Annotated in this window: 11 protein-coding genes; 6 read left to right on the top strand and 5 right to left on the bottom strand. The window is 49.6% G+C overall.

Annotated features, from left to right (window positions below; genetic code table 11):
• Positions 1–36 precede the first annotated feature (36 nt).
• Positions 37–1,284: a RidA family protein gene (locus Pla110_RS14240; protein ID WP_231742457.1), complete on the bottom strand. Its 1,248-nt coding sequence runs from the start codon at positions 1,282–1,284 to the stop codon at positions 37–39.
• Positions 1,285–1,682: 398 nt separating this feature from the next.
• Here Pla110_RS14240 and argB point away from each other — a divergent pair, with 398 nt between their 5' ends.
• The 4 genes from argB to Pla110_RS14220 all read left to right on the top strand — a co-directional run bounded on the left by argB (position 1,683) and on the right by Pla110_RS14220 (position 6,732).
• Entirely contained in the window at positions 1,683–2,558 is an 876-nt protein-coding gene (argB, locus tag Pla110_RS14235) for an acetylglutamate kinase (RefSeq protein ID WP_144999718.1), read from the top strand.
• Positions 2,559–2,678: 120 nt separating this feature from the next.
• Positions 2,679–3,884: an aspartate aminotransferase family protein gene (locus Pla110_RS14230; protein WP_144996410.1), complete on the top strand. Its 1,206-nt coding sequence runs from the start codon at positions 2,679–2,681 to the stop codon at positions 3,882–3,884.
• Positions 3,885–4,084: 200 nt separating this feature from the next.
• Positions 4,085–5,002 (top strand): ornithine carbamoyltransferase, encoded by a 918-nt coding sequence (gene argF / locus Pla110_RS14225; RefSeq protein ID WP_144996409.1) that lies wholly within the window; start codon positions 4,085–4,087, stop codon positions 5,000–5,002.
• Between the two features lie 56 nt (positions 5,003–5,058).
• A complete protein-coding gene (locus tag Pla110_RS14220) occupies positions 5,059–6,732 on the top strand; it encodes a GH3 auxin-responsive promoter family protein (protein ID WP_144996408.1) in 1,674 nt (557 codons plus the stop codon).
• Between the two features lie 44 nt (positions 6,733–6,776).
• Here the strand turns inward: Pla110_RS14220 and Pla110_RS14215 are convergent, their stop codons facing one another.
• Positions 6,777–8,741 carry an FAD-dependent oxidoreductase gene (locus Pla110_RS14215; protein WP_197440210.1) on the bottom strand — a complete coding sequence of 655 codons (1,965 nt, stop codon included), beginning with the start codon at positions 8,739–8,741 and terminating at the stop codon, positions 6,777–6,779.
• A 242-nt stretch (positions 8,742–8,983) separates the two neighbouring features.
• Between Pla110_RS14215 and Pla110_RS14210 the strand changes: the two genes are divergently transcribed.
• Together Pla110_RS14210 and Pla110_RS14205 are read left to right on the top strand one after the other, a co-directional pair.
• Positions 8,984–9,622 carry an SOS response-associated peptidase gene (locus Pla110_RS14210; RefSeq protein ID WP_144996406.1) on the top strand — a complete coding sequence of 213 codons (639 nt, stop codon included), beginning with the start codon at positions 8,984–8,986 and terminating at the stop codon, positions 9,620–9,622.
• A 191-nt stretch (positions 9,623–9,813) separates the two neighbouring features.
• Positions 9,814–10,800, top strand: a complete 987-nt coding sequence (locus tag Pla110_RS14205) for a glycoside hydrolase family 43 protein (RefSeq protein ID WP_197440209.1) — start codon at positions 9,814–9,816, stop codon at positions 10,798–10,800.
• Positions 10,801–10,861: 61 nt separating this feature from the next.
• On the opposite strand, the gene Pla110_RS14200 is transcribed toward Pla110_RS14205, so the two are convergent.
• From Pla110_RS14200 to Pla110_RS14190, 3 genes are all read right to left on the bottom strand, one after another.
• The gene (locus Pla110_RS14200; protein WP_144996404.1) at positions 10,862–12,115 is read right to left on the bottom strand and encodes an outer membrane protein assembly factor BamB family protein; all 1,254 of its coding nucleotides are present in this window, start codon (positions 12,113–12,115) and stop codon (positions 10,862–10,864) included.
• 387 nt (positions 12,116–12,502) lie between these two features.
• A complete protein-coding gene (locus tag Pla110_RS14195) occupies positions 12,503–13,675 on the bottom strand; it encodes a glycosyl hydrolase family 28-related protein (protein WP_144996403.1) in 1,173 nt (390 codons plus the stop codon).
• A gap of 115 nt (positions 13,676–13,790) precedes the next feature.
• On the bottom strand, positions 13,791–15,281 hold the full coding sequence (locus tag Pla110_RS14190; protein WP_390620502.1) for a mannitol dehydrogenase family protein: 1,491 nt from the start codon (positions 15,279–15,281) through the stop codon (positions 13,791–13,793).
• Between the last annotated feature and the right edge of the window lie 2 nt (positions 15,282–15,283).

Below are 15,283 nucleotides of genomic sequence, written 5' to 3'. Positions count from 1 at the left end.
TTTTTATTGAGTTTCGTTTTGGTTAATTTGACTTGCTTATTTCGACGCGGGAGCGGCGATCATATCGATTGCGATGGAGTTCGATTTCCCATCAATTCCCTGTACGCGCGCCAAAGATGCGGCGGGAGGGTGTTCGGGATCATAGTACTCTGGCCGAATCTGCCCAAAGGGTTTGCTGACTTCAGCGTTAGTCGTGTAGTAGGTTGCCTTGGCTAAATGGTTGAAGTCGCTGCCCGTCGCGGTGAGAATCTCCTTCATCTTTCCGAAGATTTCATGGATCTCTTCTTCATGAGTGGCCGTATTCTGGGCCAGAATGTCGTCGATATAAATACGGTCCGGGCTGTTCACCAGCGTCCAGCGGCAGTAAACGGGGGAGACGGTCAACCAGGGAAGCCAGAAGTGTTGTACGGACTGTTTGGAATCAGCCCCTTCGATTCTGACATCATCGGGCGCGAATACGACCATCTCAATTTCGATGCTGTCCGTCGTCTTCCATTCCATGTGGGTAATGGATGGCTTCATATCGCCTGTGTAGAAGCTGTTGACGACTTCGTCCACTTCGCCCACTTTGGACATAGGATCGAGGAATGTGCGAATACTGACGACGTGAGACGCATCAAGACCGATGTGTTCTAAAGTCTTATGCAACCCCTCCATGGTCAACCGGGCAGTTTCGATGGTGCCGTCCCCTTTTTCCAGCTGTCCGGAAATATAAATAGCTCGACCACGTGGAAGAACAGTCAGTCGGTGTTCTTTCAAGAAGGTGGGAAGATAGGTGACTTCTTTATATTGGTTTTCAGTGGCGAAAATGATTTCGGCTCCGACGAGAGCTTCTGGATGTGGCAGAGGACTGACGACCAAGGTCATGACCGGAATTGGGCGGGAGTGATCAGCGGGGCCGGCGTGCTTTTTTACTTCTCCGTTCATGTAATTCAGATGCTCTTCGGATGCCAAATGGTAGCGAATCAGAACTTTATGATGCTTTTTGTCGACTGGTTGTGAAATTCTTCTTATGTTCGTTCCCAGTTGAGATAACTGGGCCTTGAAATCACCCTCAGCGATTTCGCCAAAGTTCCCAATAGGCAAGATCAGACCGCTGTGGACTAGTGCCTGATCGTGCACGACGACGGCGTCTGCATATAGACTCGATTCGTTTAACCAGATACTTTCGACGGCATCTTCTGCCGGTGCAGGTGTAACACCCATCGTCAGGCAGAGAGCAAAGACGGCTGCCGTAAGCAGAGACGGTCGGAGATAAGATAGATGAGAATGATAATCGAGCATGGAGCACCAGTAGTTATTCATTGTTTGGATCGGGTGGATTCGTGATGGATATTTTGTTTGACAGTTTGTTTGACAGTTTGTTTGACAGTTTGTTTGACAGTTTGTTTGACAGTTTGTTTGGATATGCACTAACGACACTGTATACACCTACTCCAACCAGATTCGGTAGAAGTGTCAACTTATCCCACTTGAAAAGCGGGAAATCGATTTCAATTGATCGCAGTCGTCGAATCAACTCTGGGGCACCAACATTGTGGGTCGCATCATCTCGTATCCGAATTTGCCTCCGTTGATTGACAACCTCATCCGCACCAATCAAAATAAGTGATTCCCCATTTTGCCGTTTATAATGGCGACCGAGTCGGCAGAGTCGACTCAAGATGTTATGGAGCAACGATTTGGACGAAGCAGTCCGGAAAGCACAGGTCCTCGTAGAAGCCCTCAACTGGATACGCCGGTTTAGAGGAAAATACGTCGTCATTAAATTGGGCGGTAGCACGCTTGAGGACCGGGACGCGATTAATAAGTTTCTGACGGACGTCATCTTCATGGAAACGGTCGGGATGCACCCGGTGATTGTTCATGGTGGCGGTAAGGCGATTAATAAGGCTGTCGAGGCGGCTGGAATTGAATCGCGCTGGGTTCAGGGCCGCCGCTACACCGATCCAGAAACGCTCCAGATCGCGACCGATGTGCTTGCCCACGAAATTTGCTCTTCTCTGGTTCAAGAGATTGAACGTCAGGGGGCCCAGGCTATTGGCCTGCACTTTGACAGTGAAAACAGCCTTATTGCGGAAAAGCTGATTCTGAAGGATGATTCAGGGAACCCAATCGATCTAGGCGCTGTCGGTCAGGTATCTCGCGTTAACTGCGATTTAATCAAAGAAAAATGTCGGTCCGGTCTCATCCCCATTATTCCCTCCGTTGGACTGGATGAAAACGGAAACCGATACAACATCAATGCGGACACCGCTGCTGCGGCGGTCGCTCGTGACCTGGAAGTCGAAAAGCTCGTTTTCCTGAGTGACGTTTCTGGGATCTATCTCGATCCGAATGATCCGGAAACGTTACAGTCCCATTTGACCATCGGTCGCGTACGGGAACTGATTGCGGATGGTACAATCTCATCTGGTATGATTCCCAAAGTCGAAGCGGCCTTGGAAGCACTGGATGTCGGGGTTCACAAAGTTCATATTGTGGATGGCCGAAAGCCGCATACTGTTCTGCTTGAAATTTATTCGAATACCGGAATCGGAACCGAGATCGTCCAGTAACCCTCTGGAACATACGCGCTCCCGAAAAAAGTCGTTCTGATCCTCGATGAATTACTTCATTATTGAATCACTCATTATTACATTTAGTCAAACACATTTACTCCCAACGAGGTCGAGCACGTGAGCACCACAGGTTTCCTTTCGAGTCAGGAAGTCATTCAGGTCTTTGATAAACACGTTATCCCGAACTACGGTCGGTACCCAATCAGCCTTGTTCGCGGAGAAGGGTGTCATGTCTGGGATGCGGAAGGGAAACGGTACCTCGACCTCTTTCCCGGTTGGGGCTGTAATATCCTCGGTTACTCCCCTTCGCGACTGGTGACGGCGATTCAGGAACAGGCTGCCCGATTGATTCATGTACCAAATACCTGGTACACCGAGCAGCAGGGTGAATTTGCACGACAGCTGACGACGCATGGTTTCGGTCAGGCGTTCTTCTGTAACAGTGGTGCCGAAGCAAACGAAGGGGCGATCAAGCTGGCCCGCTTACACAGTTCTGAAGGCAAACATAAAGTCATCACGTTCGAGAACGGTTTTCACGGGAGAACCTTCGCCACATTAACGGCGACAGCTCAGCCGAAGTACCAGGAAGGGCTTGGTCCACTGATGGCCGGGTTCCGGTATGCTCCATTCAATGACCTGGAAGCGGTTAGAGAACTGATTGACGACGAGACCTGCGCGATTCTGCTTGAACCAGTACAGGGCGAAGGTGGCGTTAATGTGGCGACCAAAGAGTTCCTGGAAGGTCTGCGAGCACTCGCCGACGAATACGGTGCATTGCTGATCTTTGACGAGGTCCAAACCGGGATGGGGCGACTGGGGACCTGGTTCGGTTACCAGCACTTCGGCGTTCAACCTGATATCATGACATTAGCAAAAGGGCTCGCCGGTGGCGTTGCCTGTGGAGCAATTCTTGCCACGGAAGAGGTTTCTCCGAGCCTGCGACCGGGCATGCATGCCAGCACGTTCGGCGGCAACCCGATCGCCATGGCAGCGGGAATTGCGACGGTCAATACGATCGAAGAAGAAAACCTGCTTGAGAATGTGCAGATCGTTTCTGCTCACGCTGAGGCCAAATTCAAAGAATTGCAGGAAGAGCTGCCAATAATTCAGGACGTGCGGGTTTGCGGAATGATGATTGGTGCCGAACTGACGATCCCGGCAAAACCGGCAGTTCAGAAGTGTATGGAGCAGGGGGTGCTGATTAACGCGACTCACGATACAGTGGTTCGGTTACTACCCTCTCTAAACACCACAACCGAAATCTTCGACGAAGGCTTTGAAGTGATCGCCGAAGCACTGCGGGAAATGGCTGACGAAGCCTGATGACAGCGGTCGATAACCGCTGTAAGATCAGGGACATTGCTGTCTGAACGACAACCAATATCGACTTTATTCGCCGGGATTCGTCCCGGCTTTTCGTATTTTATCGACAGGGAGAATCGGGTCCGCTCTGCGGTCTGTTATCCTGAAAAATTGATAAATTCAAGTATTTTATTCATCTAAAACTAACGGAATTCAGGATTATGAAACACCTGAAAACCTTGCTCGACTGGCAGCCTTCCGAAACGGAAGCAGTACTAGAGACAGCGCGCGATTTGAAAGCGAGCTGGAAAGCAGGAAAACGGGAAGCTCATCTGGCCGGGCATGTGATTACCATGCTCTTTGAGAAACCTTCACTACGGACTCGCCACAGTTTTGAAACGGCGATGATCCATCTGGGAGGGGGCGGCATATTTCTGACGACTCAGGAGGCCGGGCTCAAAGGGCGGGAATCTCTCGCCGATGTCGCCCGCGTCGTCAGTAGCTATTCCGACTTCGTCGCGATTCGAACTTTCTCACAGAAGTTTATCGATGAATTTGCTGACTGGTCCAGTTGTCCGGTCATCAATGCGCTCTCTGACAGTTATCATCCCTGTCAGGCGCTGACGGATATTTTTACAATGTCGGAACTGTTCGACGACTACCGCGAACGGAGACTGGTCTACGTTGGAGACGGAAACAATGTCGTCGCGTCGCTGGCGATCATCACGGCCCAGTTGGGGATGCCGATCACCATCTGTACGCCTGCCGGTTTTGAACTCGATCCTGAATTACTGAAACGGTTGTGCTCTAAATATCCCAACTGGTCGGTCAACGTGACCAACGATGTCGACTTGGCGGTTAAAGAGGCCGACGTGGTTTACACCGACGTCTGGGCCAGCATGGGACAGGAATCGGAAGAGCAGAAACGAAAAAAGATTTTCGAGCCTTATCAGATCAATGAAAAGCTGATGGCGAAAACGCCGAAGCATTGTCAGTTTCTGCATTGTCTACCCGCCCATCGGGGAGATGAAGTGACCGACGGAGTCATGGATAGCGGACAGTCCGCTGCGTTCCTGCAAGCGGAAAACAGAATGCATCTGGCAAAAGGATTAATGCTCTGGTTAAAACAGCAGCAATAAAATTTTCATGGTCGTCCTCACAGGCGAACTTCTTCTCTCACTGAAAGCGGCGTCTCATGTCTTTATGGTTGACCCTCGTGCAAAAGGTACTGGGCCGAAAAGCGAATAAAGAGGTCAACCGGTTTTTCGCCGCGATCAAAGAACCGCAGAAGATTCAGCAGGAACTGCTTTTCAGTCTGCTGAAACGAAACCGGAACTCTGAATTCGGTCAGGAGCACCATTTCTCCGAGATCAACTCGATCGAAGAGTTTCGTAAACGGGTGCCTATTTCGGAATACGACTACTTCGCTCCCTATATCGATAAGATCAAAAAGGGAGAGAAGAATATTCTCTTCAGCGATCAGCAAGTGCTGATGTTTGCGCTGACCAGCGGTACGAGTAGTTCGCGCAAATTCATCCCCGTTACAGATGAATCGGTTGATGACTATCGCAGGGGTTGGTCGCTGTGGGGGCTGGGTGTCTTTTATCATTACCCGCACCTGTTCCCGAAACCCAAAATTACGATGGTATCGGACCACGAAGAGTTCTACTCCGAAGGGGGTATTCCCTGCGGTAGCATCAGTGGATTAACAACCCAGATGCAGAACCCGTTCTTTCGGATGACCTACGTTCTGCCGCCGGAAAGTGGCAAGATTAAGCAGTCCGATGCGAAATATTACCTGGCTTGGCGATTGGGTGTCAGCCGTGATGTCGGGATGTGGATCTCTCCGAACCCCAGTACGCATGTCAAACTTGCTCGATTCGGTACGGAGCACGCCCAGACATTGATTAAAGATTTATATGAGGGGACGCTCACCACCGAGTTCGAATTCCCGGACGTTGTCCGCAAGGCGGTTCGGAGAAAACTGAAACCGAACCCGAAACGAGCTGCAGAACTGGAACAAATTCTTGAAGAGACAGGGGCACTACGGCCGCGAGACATCTGGCCGAATCTGGGAATGATCGGCTGCTGGCTGGGGGGAAGTCTTCAATCTTACTTACAGCATTTCCCTGATTATTTCAGTGACAAAACGGCGATTCGAGATATCGGGCTCGTTGCCAGTGAAAACCGGATGACGATCCCGAAGGAAGACGATACGCCCGGCGGTGTGCTCGATATCACCACTGGTTATTACGAGTTTATTCCCGTCGCCGAAATCGATTCGGACGAACCAACCGTGTTGGAAGCCCATGAACTCGAAAAGGAGGGGGAGTATTACATCATCATGACCACCCCCAACGGGTTGTACCGATATCACATTTGTGATGTCGTGAAATGTATCGGATTCTTTGAAAAAACACCGGAGATCGCGTTTCTCAATAAGGGAAGTAATATCTCGAATCTCACCGGTGAAAAGTTGTCTGAGTATCAAGTGGCCAGTTCTGTCAGCGCGGCACTCAAACACTTGGAACTGAAGCTAGCCGGATACGGTTTGATTCCGGACCGTGAGGGAGAGACCGCTGGTTACAGCTTGCTTGTCGAGGAATCTGACCTTCCAAATTCTGAGTTGGCGACACAGCTTGCAGATACGGTCGAAGAGGAGCTTCGAAAGTCTAACATCGAATACGAGGCTAAACGGGAATCGGGTCGGTTACATCCCGTCCGCGTTGAATTAATTCCGACAGGTCGCTGGGAAGATTACAATCGGGAGATGCTGAAGAAACGGGGCGGAACAGCCGAGCAATACAAGCATCCCGCATTGATAACCAATCCGGACGTCCGCAGCGATCTTGGCTTAGTCGAGAAATAACCTATTAACCCAGGGAAGTAATCTTGGTAACAGCCCCGCATTTATTATTCTTCTGAAGGGTTGCTCAAGGCGTAAATCAAACGGGCCGCATCGCCGCGCGAAAGGGTCTTCTCCGGTGATATCGCAAGCTCTAAGAAAACGGATTCAACATTTGATTTTCGATCGGGATGTTGGTCCAAGATTTCGCTTAACATATCAATGAACGCTTTCGAGGATATTTCTGCCCCGTCAATCCGTTCTGCTTTCAGGACTTCTTGTGCCGCTTGCGACGGAGAGAAAGTTGGCTCTCTCAGGTGAGCCTTCAGTCTTCTTAACCAGGATTTGGCTAAGGGAGCCGTCATCGCTTCGGTGGGACGGGCGTTATAGGTACCGAAGTATCCTTGTGTTCCGAGATACTGCACTGCCGGGTACCAGTCCGCCTGAGGATGGTCTTCGATGTCGTTGAAAAAGGTGATTAGAAACCGGCGGTCTGCCAGTTGTCGCACCAGTTGATCGACATCAATGTTCGCCGGTTGAATATCTTTTTCGTTCGCTTGAACAATGGCCAACGCGGCGGCTTCACAGACAGTCATCCAGGTAGGCTCCAGTCGAATGGTTCCCCAGCCAACGTGTGAAGAGGAAAGACATACTGGTACGAGGAGGTTGTCGAGTTCTTCCGGTAAGAGTGTCTTGTAGGAGATTTGTCCGGGGAAGGTTTCATTCTTCATCATGACTTTTCCTTCCTGTTCACTGTCCGCGACTCGGCGGGGAGTGCAGGCGTGGCTATCAAGAAACCACTCGGTTGCGCCAATGCTGTCTGTATGGATCGGGGCTCTATCCAGTTCAGGATGCAATTGGGCATCGTGCTCAGTGAAAACCTGACGCCCTTTAATTCGCCGTGTTTCGCGAGCGTAGATTTCGTAAGGCATGTGAGCATTGTCAGGGAATTCATCCTTAGGGAGGCCATATGCCAACCAGCCTTCCCGGATTATCTCAGGCACTGCGGGGTCATGCTGTCGGTAATAGAGTAAACCTAAAGTCGCGTCCACATGCTGATTGATGACTTCGATTCGCGCCTGCCAGTCTCCCTCTACATAAGGAGTCTGTCGACCGACTAGTTTTGGATGATTTAAACCGAACTTTTGATTTGGCATCGATAACCCCGGTTTATCGGGATCCCCAAATCCAAACTCGGTAAACATTTCGGACTGATAATTTGTCGGTTTTGGAATAGGAACTCGGTTGCCCGGATCACGAGTAATGATGGCACGCATATTATACGCCTGAACGGCGCCGTCTGCTTCTCCCGTACTGGCACCAGGAATTAGTTCGTACCATTTATCGTATCGTACCAGTTCCAAATCGCGGGCAAGCTGCCATTTGCGGTCGTTCCCATCAGCAGGTGGCCAATCGCGTTCACGCACATAAGTAATGCCAGCATGCGGCTCTTGGAACTCGGATCGGGCTTCTCGTCCAACGCGATAGGGAACTCTTGCCAGAGCAGACAAGTCTGCTTCATAAGAGCAATCGACCCAATAAGGGGCGAAAAGCGTTTTCGTTTCCTTGAGTTGTCGATGTCGAAACGTCACTGATTGAACGAGTCGTTTCTCTCTGTCGACTTGTTCGGGAATCCAATTCATACTGACGTTAATATTTGGTTCCCGTTCCAGTAGTTGCTTAAACAGGAGTTCGGCGACATTGGCCTCATAGCGAGTCTTGGGATACCCCGGATTGGTCGCTGCGAATTGAGGAGAATCCGTTCCGTATTTCTTTCGGTAATAATCGTAAATCGATTCCCGGAACTCATCGTAAAGAGGGGATCGGCTACCATTGTAGAGAGTATCCATCGTGCTCAGCCCGTTGCTGATCATCCCTCCGGGATGCTGGTTCGGACTGATTAATTCGACCTGTAATCCCTCCCGGGCTGCCCTGACAGCGCAAACAACCCCTCCGGGGGTGCTCCCATAAACGACGAGGTCAACATTTCTAGACTGGCCAATAGACAATTCTTCCGCTGCGTCGATCGTCATTCCAGAATTGCTCCAGAAGATGCATGAAATGATCAATGTGAATACAATATGATCTGGTTTCTGACAATACTTAATCATCGAGCGGAAACTCTTCAAACAAGATTGGAAACAGCGAGATATAATAGCGAGATAGTTGTATTCTAACGAAAGCACGACCGTCTCTGTCCAGTCGTGGTTGTTCGTATTGTAGTCCTTTTATTCTCAATTCATTCACTTCAGAGATGAAATGAAGGCTAACAAGTATGTGTGGAAGATTTACACTTCGCATTCCACCGCATGAGTTATGGAAAGCGCTACAGGCCGAGTATGACTGGCAGCCACGTTTTAATATTGCTCCTTCTCAGCTTGCGCCCGTTGTTCGCATTCGCGATGGTCAACCGGTACTCGACAGGCTTCGTTGGGGTTTTATTCCCAGTTGGGCGAAAGACGAGAAAATCGGGTACAAGATGATTAACGCCCGATCTGAAGAGATCGCGAAAAGTTATCGGGGAGCATTGAAAAGTCGCCGTTGCCTGATTGTTGCCGATGGCTGGTATGAGTGGAAGAACAAGCAGCCCTACCATTTTCATCAACCGGATAACATCCCTTTCGCTTTTGCGGGTTTGTGGGAGAAGTGGAAAGAGACCGAGTCGTTTACGATCTTCACGACGGCGGCGGTTGGTGTCGCTGCCGATTATCATGATCGTATGCCGGTCATCATTCATCCCGCAGCCTACGACCCGTGGCTTGATCCAGATATCAACGGTAACGACCTCGTCGAACCCCTGTTGCAATCCTGGGAAGGAGAGTTGAAAGTAGAAGAGGCCAATAAATGCGTCGGAAATCCAAGAAACGAAGGGCCTCAGTGCTTAAATGAAAGAGGGTCAGGGAAATTATTCTAATGAAGTCAGTTGTAGCAGGACGTCGAATGACAGCTACACTCTCCTGTGGCCTGGTAAGATGTGAAGATATCACTGACGATCATCTGTGAGTGTCGGTAAGTGAATCTATCCTGTAATGTGTGTGTATTTTTTCTGAATGTAGAGGTGTTTTAATGCGTTGGTTGTGTATGGCTTTAATGCTGGTTGGGCTTATGGTTTCAAATGCCCAAAAACTTCCTGGAGAAGAATCGCCGAATCTGGTCGTTCCCGAGGACACCGTATTTCTCCTTCCCTACTTTCTGGGTAATGGAGAGACGGGCGTTTACTTCGCCTACAGCCGGGATGGTTTGAAATTCGACTGGTTAAATGACGGAAAAGTCGTGATGCCAGCACCGAAATGGGAGAATGAAAGCCTGACACGCGATCCATCTATCATTTACCACGCTGGTGAATTTCACATGGTTTGGACGACCAGTTGGGCGTCGCGCAGCATCGGCTATGCTCATTCGAAAGATCTCAAAGACTGGAGTGAACCGCTGAAGATCGACGTCTGGGGAAAGCGAACGGACGTTTCCAACACTTGGGCTCCTGAGATCCATTGGGATCCTGAACAACATGAATACTTAATTCTCTGGAGTTCGACCGTCGCCGAGGAATTGGACGATTCAGATGGATCTGAAGATGGGCATGGTCACGACCATCGATCCTATGCAATTCGAACGACGCATTTTAAAGAGTTCACTGAACCGGAATTGTTTTTCAGTCCGCAGGATCCGGAAATGAGCGTGATCGATCCTGTTATCGCGCACGATAATCGTGGTACAGAAGCGAGAGAAGATGATCGTTGGGTCATGGCGATCAAAAATGAAATGTCGGTGGATAAGGGCGGCAAAAACCTGAGACTTGTCTTCAGTAACCAAATGCAGGAACCTTATGATACAAAATTAGGGCCCCCCATCGTCGGCGCAGGAACGGATATCGTCGATACCATGGGAGAGGGACCGTCGCTCTTTAAGTTGAACGGTCTCTGGTACCTTTACTGGGATGCTCCCGACAGTGACTACTCCTACTGCCTTGCTACGAGTCCCGATCTCGTTGAGTGGACTAATCGAACCGGAGAAATGTCTCTGCCGGCGGAACAGATGCGACACGGAACAGTCTTGCCAGTACCCGCCGATCGACTACCTCATTTGGATTAGAGGTGAATACAGTCGAGGCCTCTGGAAGTACTTCTTTCTATTGATTATTTCTCTTTGTTGATTATTTCTCAGTGGGTGGATCGATTCGGTAGAGAGAGCCGGCAGTGCGGACGAACAAAGAGTCTCCGGCGATGGCAGGGCTTGCCATCAGAATATCGTTTGTTAATTCGTTTTCGGCAATGACTTCAAGATCACTGCTCGCCTTGACGACGGTTGCTTTCCCCGTTTCATTAAAAAAATAAATCCGTCCATCCGCGTATACTGGCGAGGCGGAATGGTTACCGTCGAGGCGAGCTTTTCCGAGTGATTCTCCGCTGACCGCATCGACGCAGGAGGCAATTCCTTTTCGGTCGACAAAAAAGAGCAATTCATCAATCAGAAGTGGAGAAGAACGGGCGGGAATTCCTTTCGTCAGTTTCCATTCAATATGGCTATCTGTGACATCTCCCCGGCCATCAGGTCGGATCGCCCAAAGTTCAGGGTGATCATGGTCCATTACGGCATAGACAAGGTCGTTTCCGAATACGGGGCGGGGGGCAATGGACCAACCGCGATGTAGAATCTTCCAAAGCTCTTTACCTGTTGAGGGATCATATGAGATGATCGCTCGCCCTCCCGGGCTGACAAGTTGTTCATTCCCGTCAAACGAGATGTGGATCGGCATGCTATATGCCTTTCGTTGATACGCGCCGATGGAACTGAAATCGACGGAACGGTCCGTTTTCCAGATTGTATCTCCCGTTTTTTTATCGAGTGCAATGACATACTGCACATCGCGGCCATCGACATTCATGATTAACATCTCGCCGAGCAACATGGGAGAACTATTGGGGCCGGCTTCGTGCTCACACTTCAGGTTCTGTCGCTTCCAGAGAATGGTTCCGGTCTCGGTATCGATACAGGCCGTTCCGTAAGTCCCGTAATGCACATAGACTCGCCCTTCTTCAATGGCAGAGGTTGGCGAAGCATACGAGTTTTCAGCGGGAACCGGCTCTGGACTTTCGACTTCGAAGATCAATAGGTCATGGAGTTGCTCACCCGTCTCGCGATCAATACAGATGGCGTACAGTTTGTGTCCGTCTTCCGTCGCAGTCGTAATCCAAATCTGATTTCCCAGAATCACTGGTGAAGACCAGCCTTTATCATGAATTGGAACTTTCCAGGTGACATTCTCTGTCTCGCTCCAGGAGATGGCTGGCTGACTGTCAGCAGCATGGCCATTCCCTGTGGGACCTCGGAACTCGGTCCAGCTATCGGATGCGAGGCATATTGAAGTCGCCATTAACGAGAGCAAGAAGAAAGCAGCAACCCGCATTGAAATATCCCCAATGGGTGAAATCGAAACCTTAAAAGAATTGGCCCAGAGTGAGCACTACTAGATAGTGTACCACCAAATGGAGTCACAAAAAAGAATCCTCTTCAACCTTATAAATGATGGATAGTAAAGAGGTTGTTCAGGGCCTTCGACGAGAGTCCAACTTATGGTCCAATAGCACGAGCAGCCGGGAGGAACGCTCGGAAATCTTATCGACTCACTGAGACGAGGAGGCAGAAAACTTGAGTTTGATTGCACAACGGACCGCCTAAGAAAACGGCTGTGCAGATTGCCCCGAAGGTATAAAGCCAGAAGCTCTCCGAAAGTAGAAGCTATCGGCGTCTCACGAACCCCTGATATTACAGTATTATCGTCTCGGCTAAGTATTTAAGGTGCAACGGTATCAAGACGAATGTTTTGTGATCTCTTCTGAACGATGTTTGTTTTTGCGCCTACTGGCGAGATAATATTATTTGAAATGCTACCATGATCGACACCATTTAACTGGATTCCATCACCTCGGACCTGAATGAGATTGTCAGCTATTAATACATTGCGGCTTGGTTCGGGACGGTAACGCGAACTTCCCCAAACGTAGATTCCACCGGCTTCTTCATGGTTGCCGATGATGATATTGTTCTTGAAGATCAGGCCATTGGAGTACCCGAATTGGACCACAAATCTTTTCAGGTCATCTCGCCCGCGGATAAAATTGCCAGTGATGACGGCATTTAAATTTCCGTTGCCTGCCAAGCGGCCCTGGATGACGTTGTTACTAATAATGATGCCATCGACGCCTCCCGCTAGAATTGACTGACTACAGCGGTTGTTCGTGATCTGAACGCCTTTGAGTCCATCGGCGTGTTCGACGTGAATAGTCGAGCCGGCCGATTTCACTTCACCTTCCAAATCCTGGCAGCCTGTCACCAGATAATCGTGGGAACCGCTGTCGCCTCCCATCTGGATTCCCTGCCGAACAAAGTTTCGCAATGAGACGTCGCGAACCGTCATGTTTCGGCAACCTTTACTCATCGCGATACAGTCACCGCTAAAGTTTTCTACCAGGCAATCGTGTATCGTGACGTTCTCAATCGTCGCTTTTGTATTATAGAAAAAGACGCCGTAATTCTGTTCGGGCGTCTTCCCTTTATCGTATGACATGAATGTATTGCTGCCGTCGAGATGTATGTCCCGGATGGTGACATTTTGACAACCTGTTGGACCAGCTCCCAGCATTCTCCAAAAGTTGGTGTTGTTCACTTCCGGATCGAATTTCAAAGTGGAGGACGTGCCTTCTCCTGACACGGTGGTGTTTGACGGAATTTCAATGATCGGACTCTCCGTGCCTTGCCGGGAGACAATGAAAATTCCAGCAGGAATGAACACTTCACCGCCATCGGCCTCTTCACAAGCACTGAACGCTTTGCGGATCGCTAAAGTATCATCGAGCTCGTCATTGGCGATGGCACCATAATCTTCGATATTATATTGTGCAGCAAGCACATTCGAAGTCGTGGCGAAGAGAGAAAGAAGAAGCAGGAATCGAGATAGATTAATCAATTGATTTTCCAGACGTTTCTTATAGAGGCTGAGCGGAGGCGACTCCAGAAAGGGAATGTCTTAATTGTAGATCGCTGCTGACGGTCATGTCTACAGCTTCATTCTAAGTCTGTTACTAAGCCTTAATCTGTTGCATCAGGATTGAAACATCTGGATTGCTATAAACTTGTGTTACAAGTCGCTTGTAGGTCTCTACGAAACGAGAGTCATCAGCGAGATCGCCAAACACCGATCTGAGCTTAATGAAGGCGAGGGGGTCGGTGGACGTCTTTCTGGCTGCTTCCTGCAACGTGGTTTTCATGGCATCCACTACTTCAAGCTCTTTCCCGTAACGGTCCGTATGGCTGTCACTGTAATAGCACCATGCAGCGATCACTAGCACCCCATAGTCGATCGAGCCGCCTTGCTCTAAGTTCTTACGAATCGTGGGAAATAAAAAGACCGGCAGCTTACTTGAACTCTCCAGACAGATTCGAGCCAAGTTGTCTTTGATATTGGGGTTGCCGAATCGTTCGATCAGCGTGTCTTTATATTGGTCCAGATCGATACCTTCGACCGCATCCAGCATAGGAGTTGCCTCCTTGTCGAAGAATCCTCGCAAGAATCTTGCAAAAAGATCGTCGCTAATGGTTTGGTCAATGGTCTGATAGCCGTAGACGGAACCAAGCAGGCCAAGCACGGAATGGCCGGCATTGAGTAACCTCAACTTCATCGTTTCGTAAGGAGTTACGTCGGTGACGAATTGTGCGCCGACCTTCTCCCATTCAGGACGTCCGTTTGAGAAGTTGTCTTCAATAATCCACTGGCAGAAGGGCTCACATGTGACAGGCCATTCATCATGGACGTGGAATTGATTTTCCAGGTACTCTATATCGGTCGGAGTGGTTACCGGCGTAATTCGGTCTACCATCGCATTAGGGAAGCATACTTCTTCTTCGATCCATTTCGCAAGGTCGGCATCTTGCAAACGAGCAAAACCGAGTACCAATTTTCGAGTCAGGTCACCATTGTGTTGGATATTGTCACAAGATTGAACTGTGAATGGCGGAAGTCCTCGCTCACGTCGCAATCGCAAAGCGGCTGTCAAGTAACAAAACACCAATCGAGGTTGCATTGGGTTCTGGATATCGTGAATGGCGTCAGGATTCTTTGCGTCAAAATCGCCACTGGCGGGGTCAACGTTGTAGCCTCCTTCAGTGATCGTCAACGATACTATCTTTGTATCGGGACTTGCCATCTGTTCAATGACTGCTGTGGCATCATCGCAACCGAGCAGAAATCCGACCAGCGAGCCTATAATACGATTCTGCACCGTTCCATCGGGATGCTTGATGATGAGCGTATAAAGGTAATCTTGTTCTTTAAGGAGGGTTGCCATCTTTCGGTCCGCATCTCTCAGACCGATACCACAGATTCCCCAGTCTGATCCGGAACCCGTGCGCAACAACTCATCGGTATAATATGCTTCGTGCGAACGATGAAACCCACCTACACCGACATGGACTATGCCAGCTTTGATCTGCGAACGATCATAAGTCGGTGGATTCAACTCCACGGAGAGCTGCGTTAGGTTTTGTTGATTCAACTGCACGGGTTTGTTCCATATCT

This window comes from Polystyrenella longa (assembly GCF_007750395.1).
GTDB classification, from domain to species: Bacteria; Planctomycetota; Planctomycetia; order Planctomycetales; family Planctomycetaceae; genus Polystyrenella; species Polystyrenella longa.
The sequence above is the reverse complement of the archived record's forward strand: the minus strand, read 5'-3'. Positions and strand labels throughout refer to the sequence as shown.

Excerpts from the sequence above, each read along its gene's own strand:
- Pla110_RS14210 (WP_144996406.1), top strand. The coding sequence starts at position 8,984 with ATGTGTGGAAGATTTACACTTCGCATTCCACCGCATGAGTTATGGAAA.
- argF (WP_144996409.1), top strand. The coding sequence starts at position 4,085 with ATGAAACACCTGAAAACCTTGCTCGACTGGCAGCCTTCCGAAACGGAA.
- Pla110_RS14205 (WP_197440209.1), top strand. The coding sequence starts at position 9,814 with ATGGTTTCAAATGCCCAAAAACTTCCTGGAGAAGAATCGCCGAATCTG.
- Pla110_RS14240 (WP_231742457.1), bottom strand. The coding sequence starts at position 1,284 with ATGCTCGATTATCATTCTCATCTATCTTATCTCCGACCGTCTCTGCTT.
- Pla110_RS14200 (WP_144996404.1), bottom strand. The coding sequence starts at position 12,115 with ATGCGGGTTGCTGCTTTCTTCTTGCTCTCGTTAATGGCGACTTCAATA.
- Pla110_RS14220 (WP_144996408.1), top strand. The coding sequence starts at position 5,059 with ATGTCTTTATGGTTGACCCTCGTGCAAAAGGTACTGGGCCGAAAAGCG.
- Pla110_RS14215 (WP_197440210.1), bottom strand. The coding sequence starts at position 8,741 with ATGACGATCGACGCAGCGGAAGAATTGTCTATTGGCCAGTCTAGAAAT.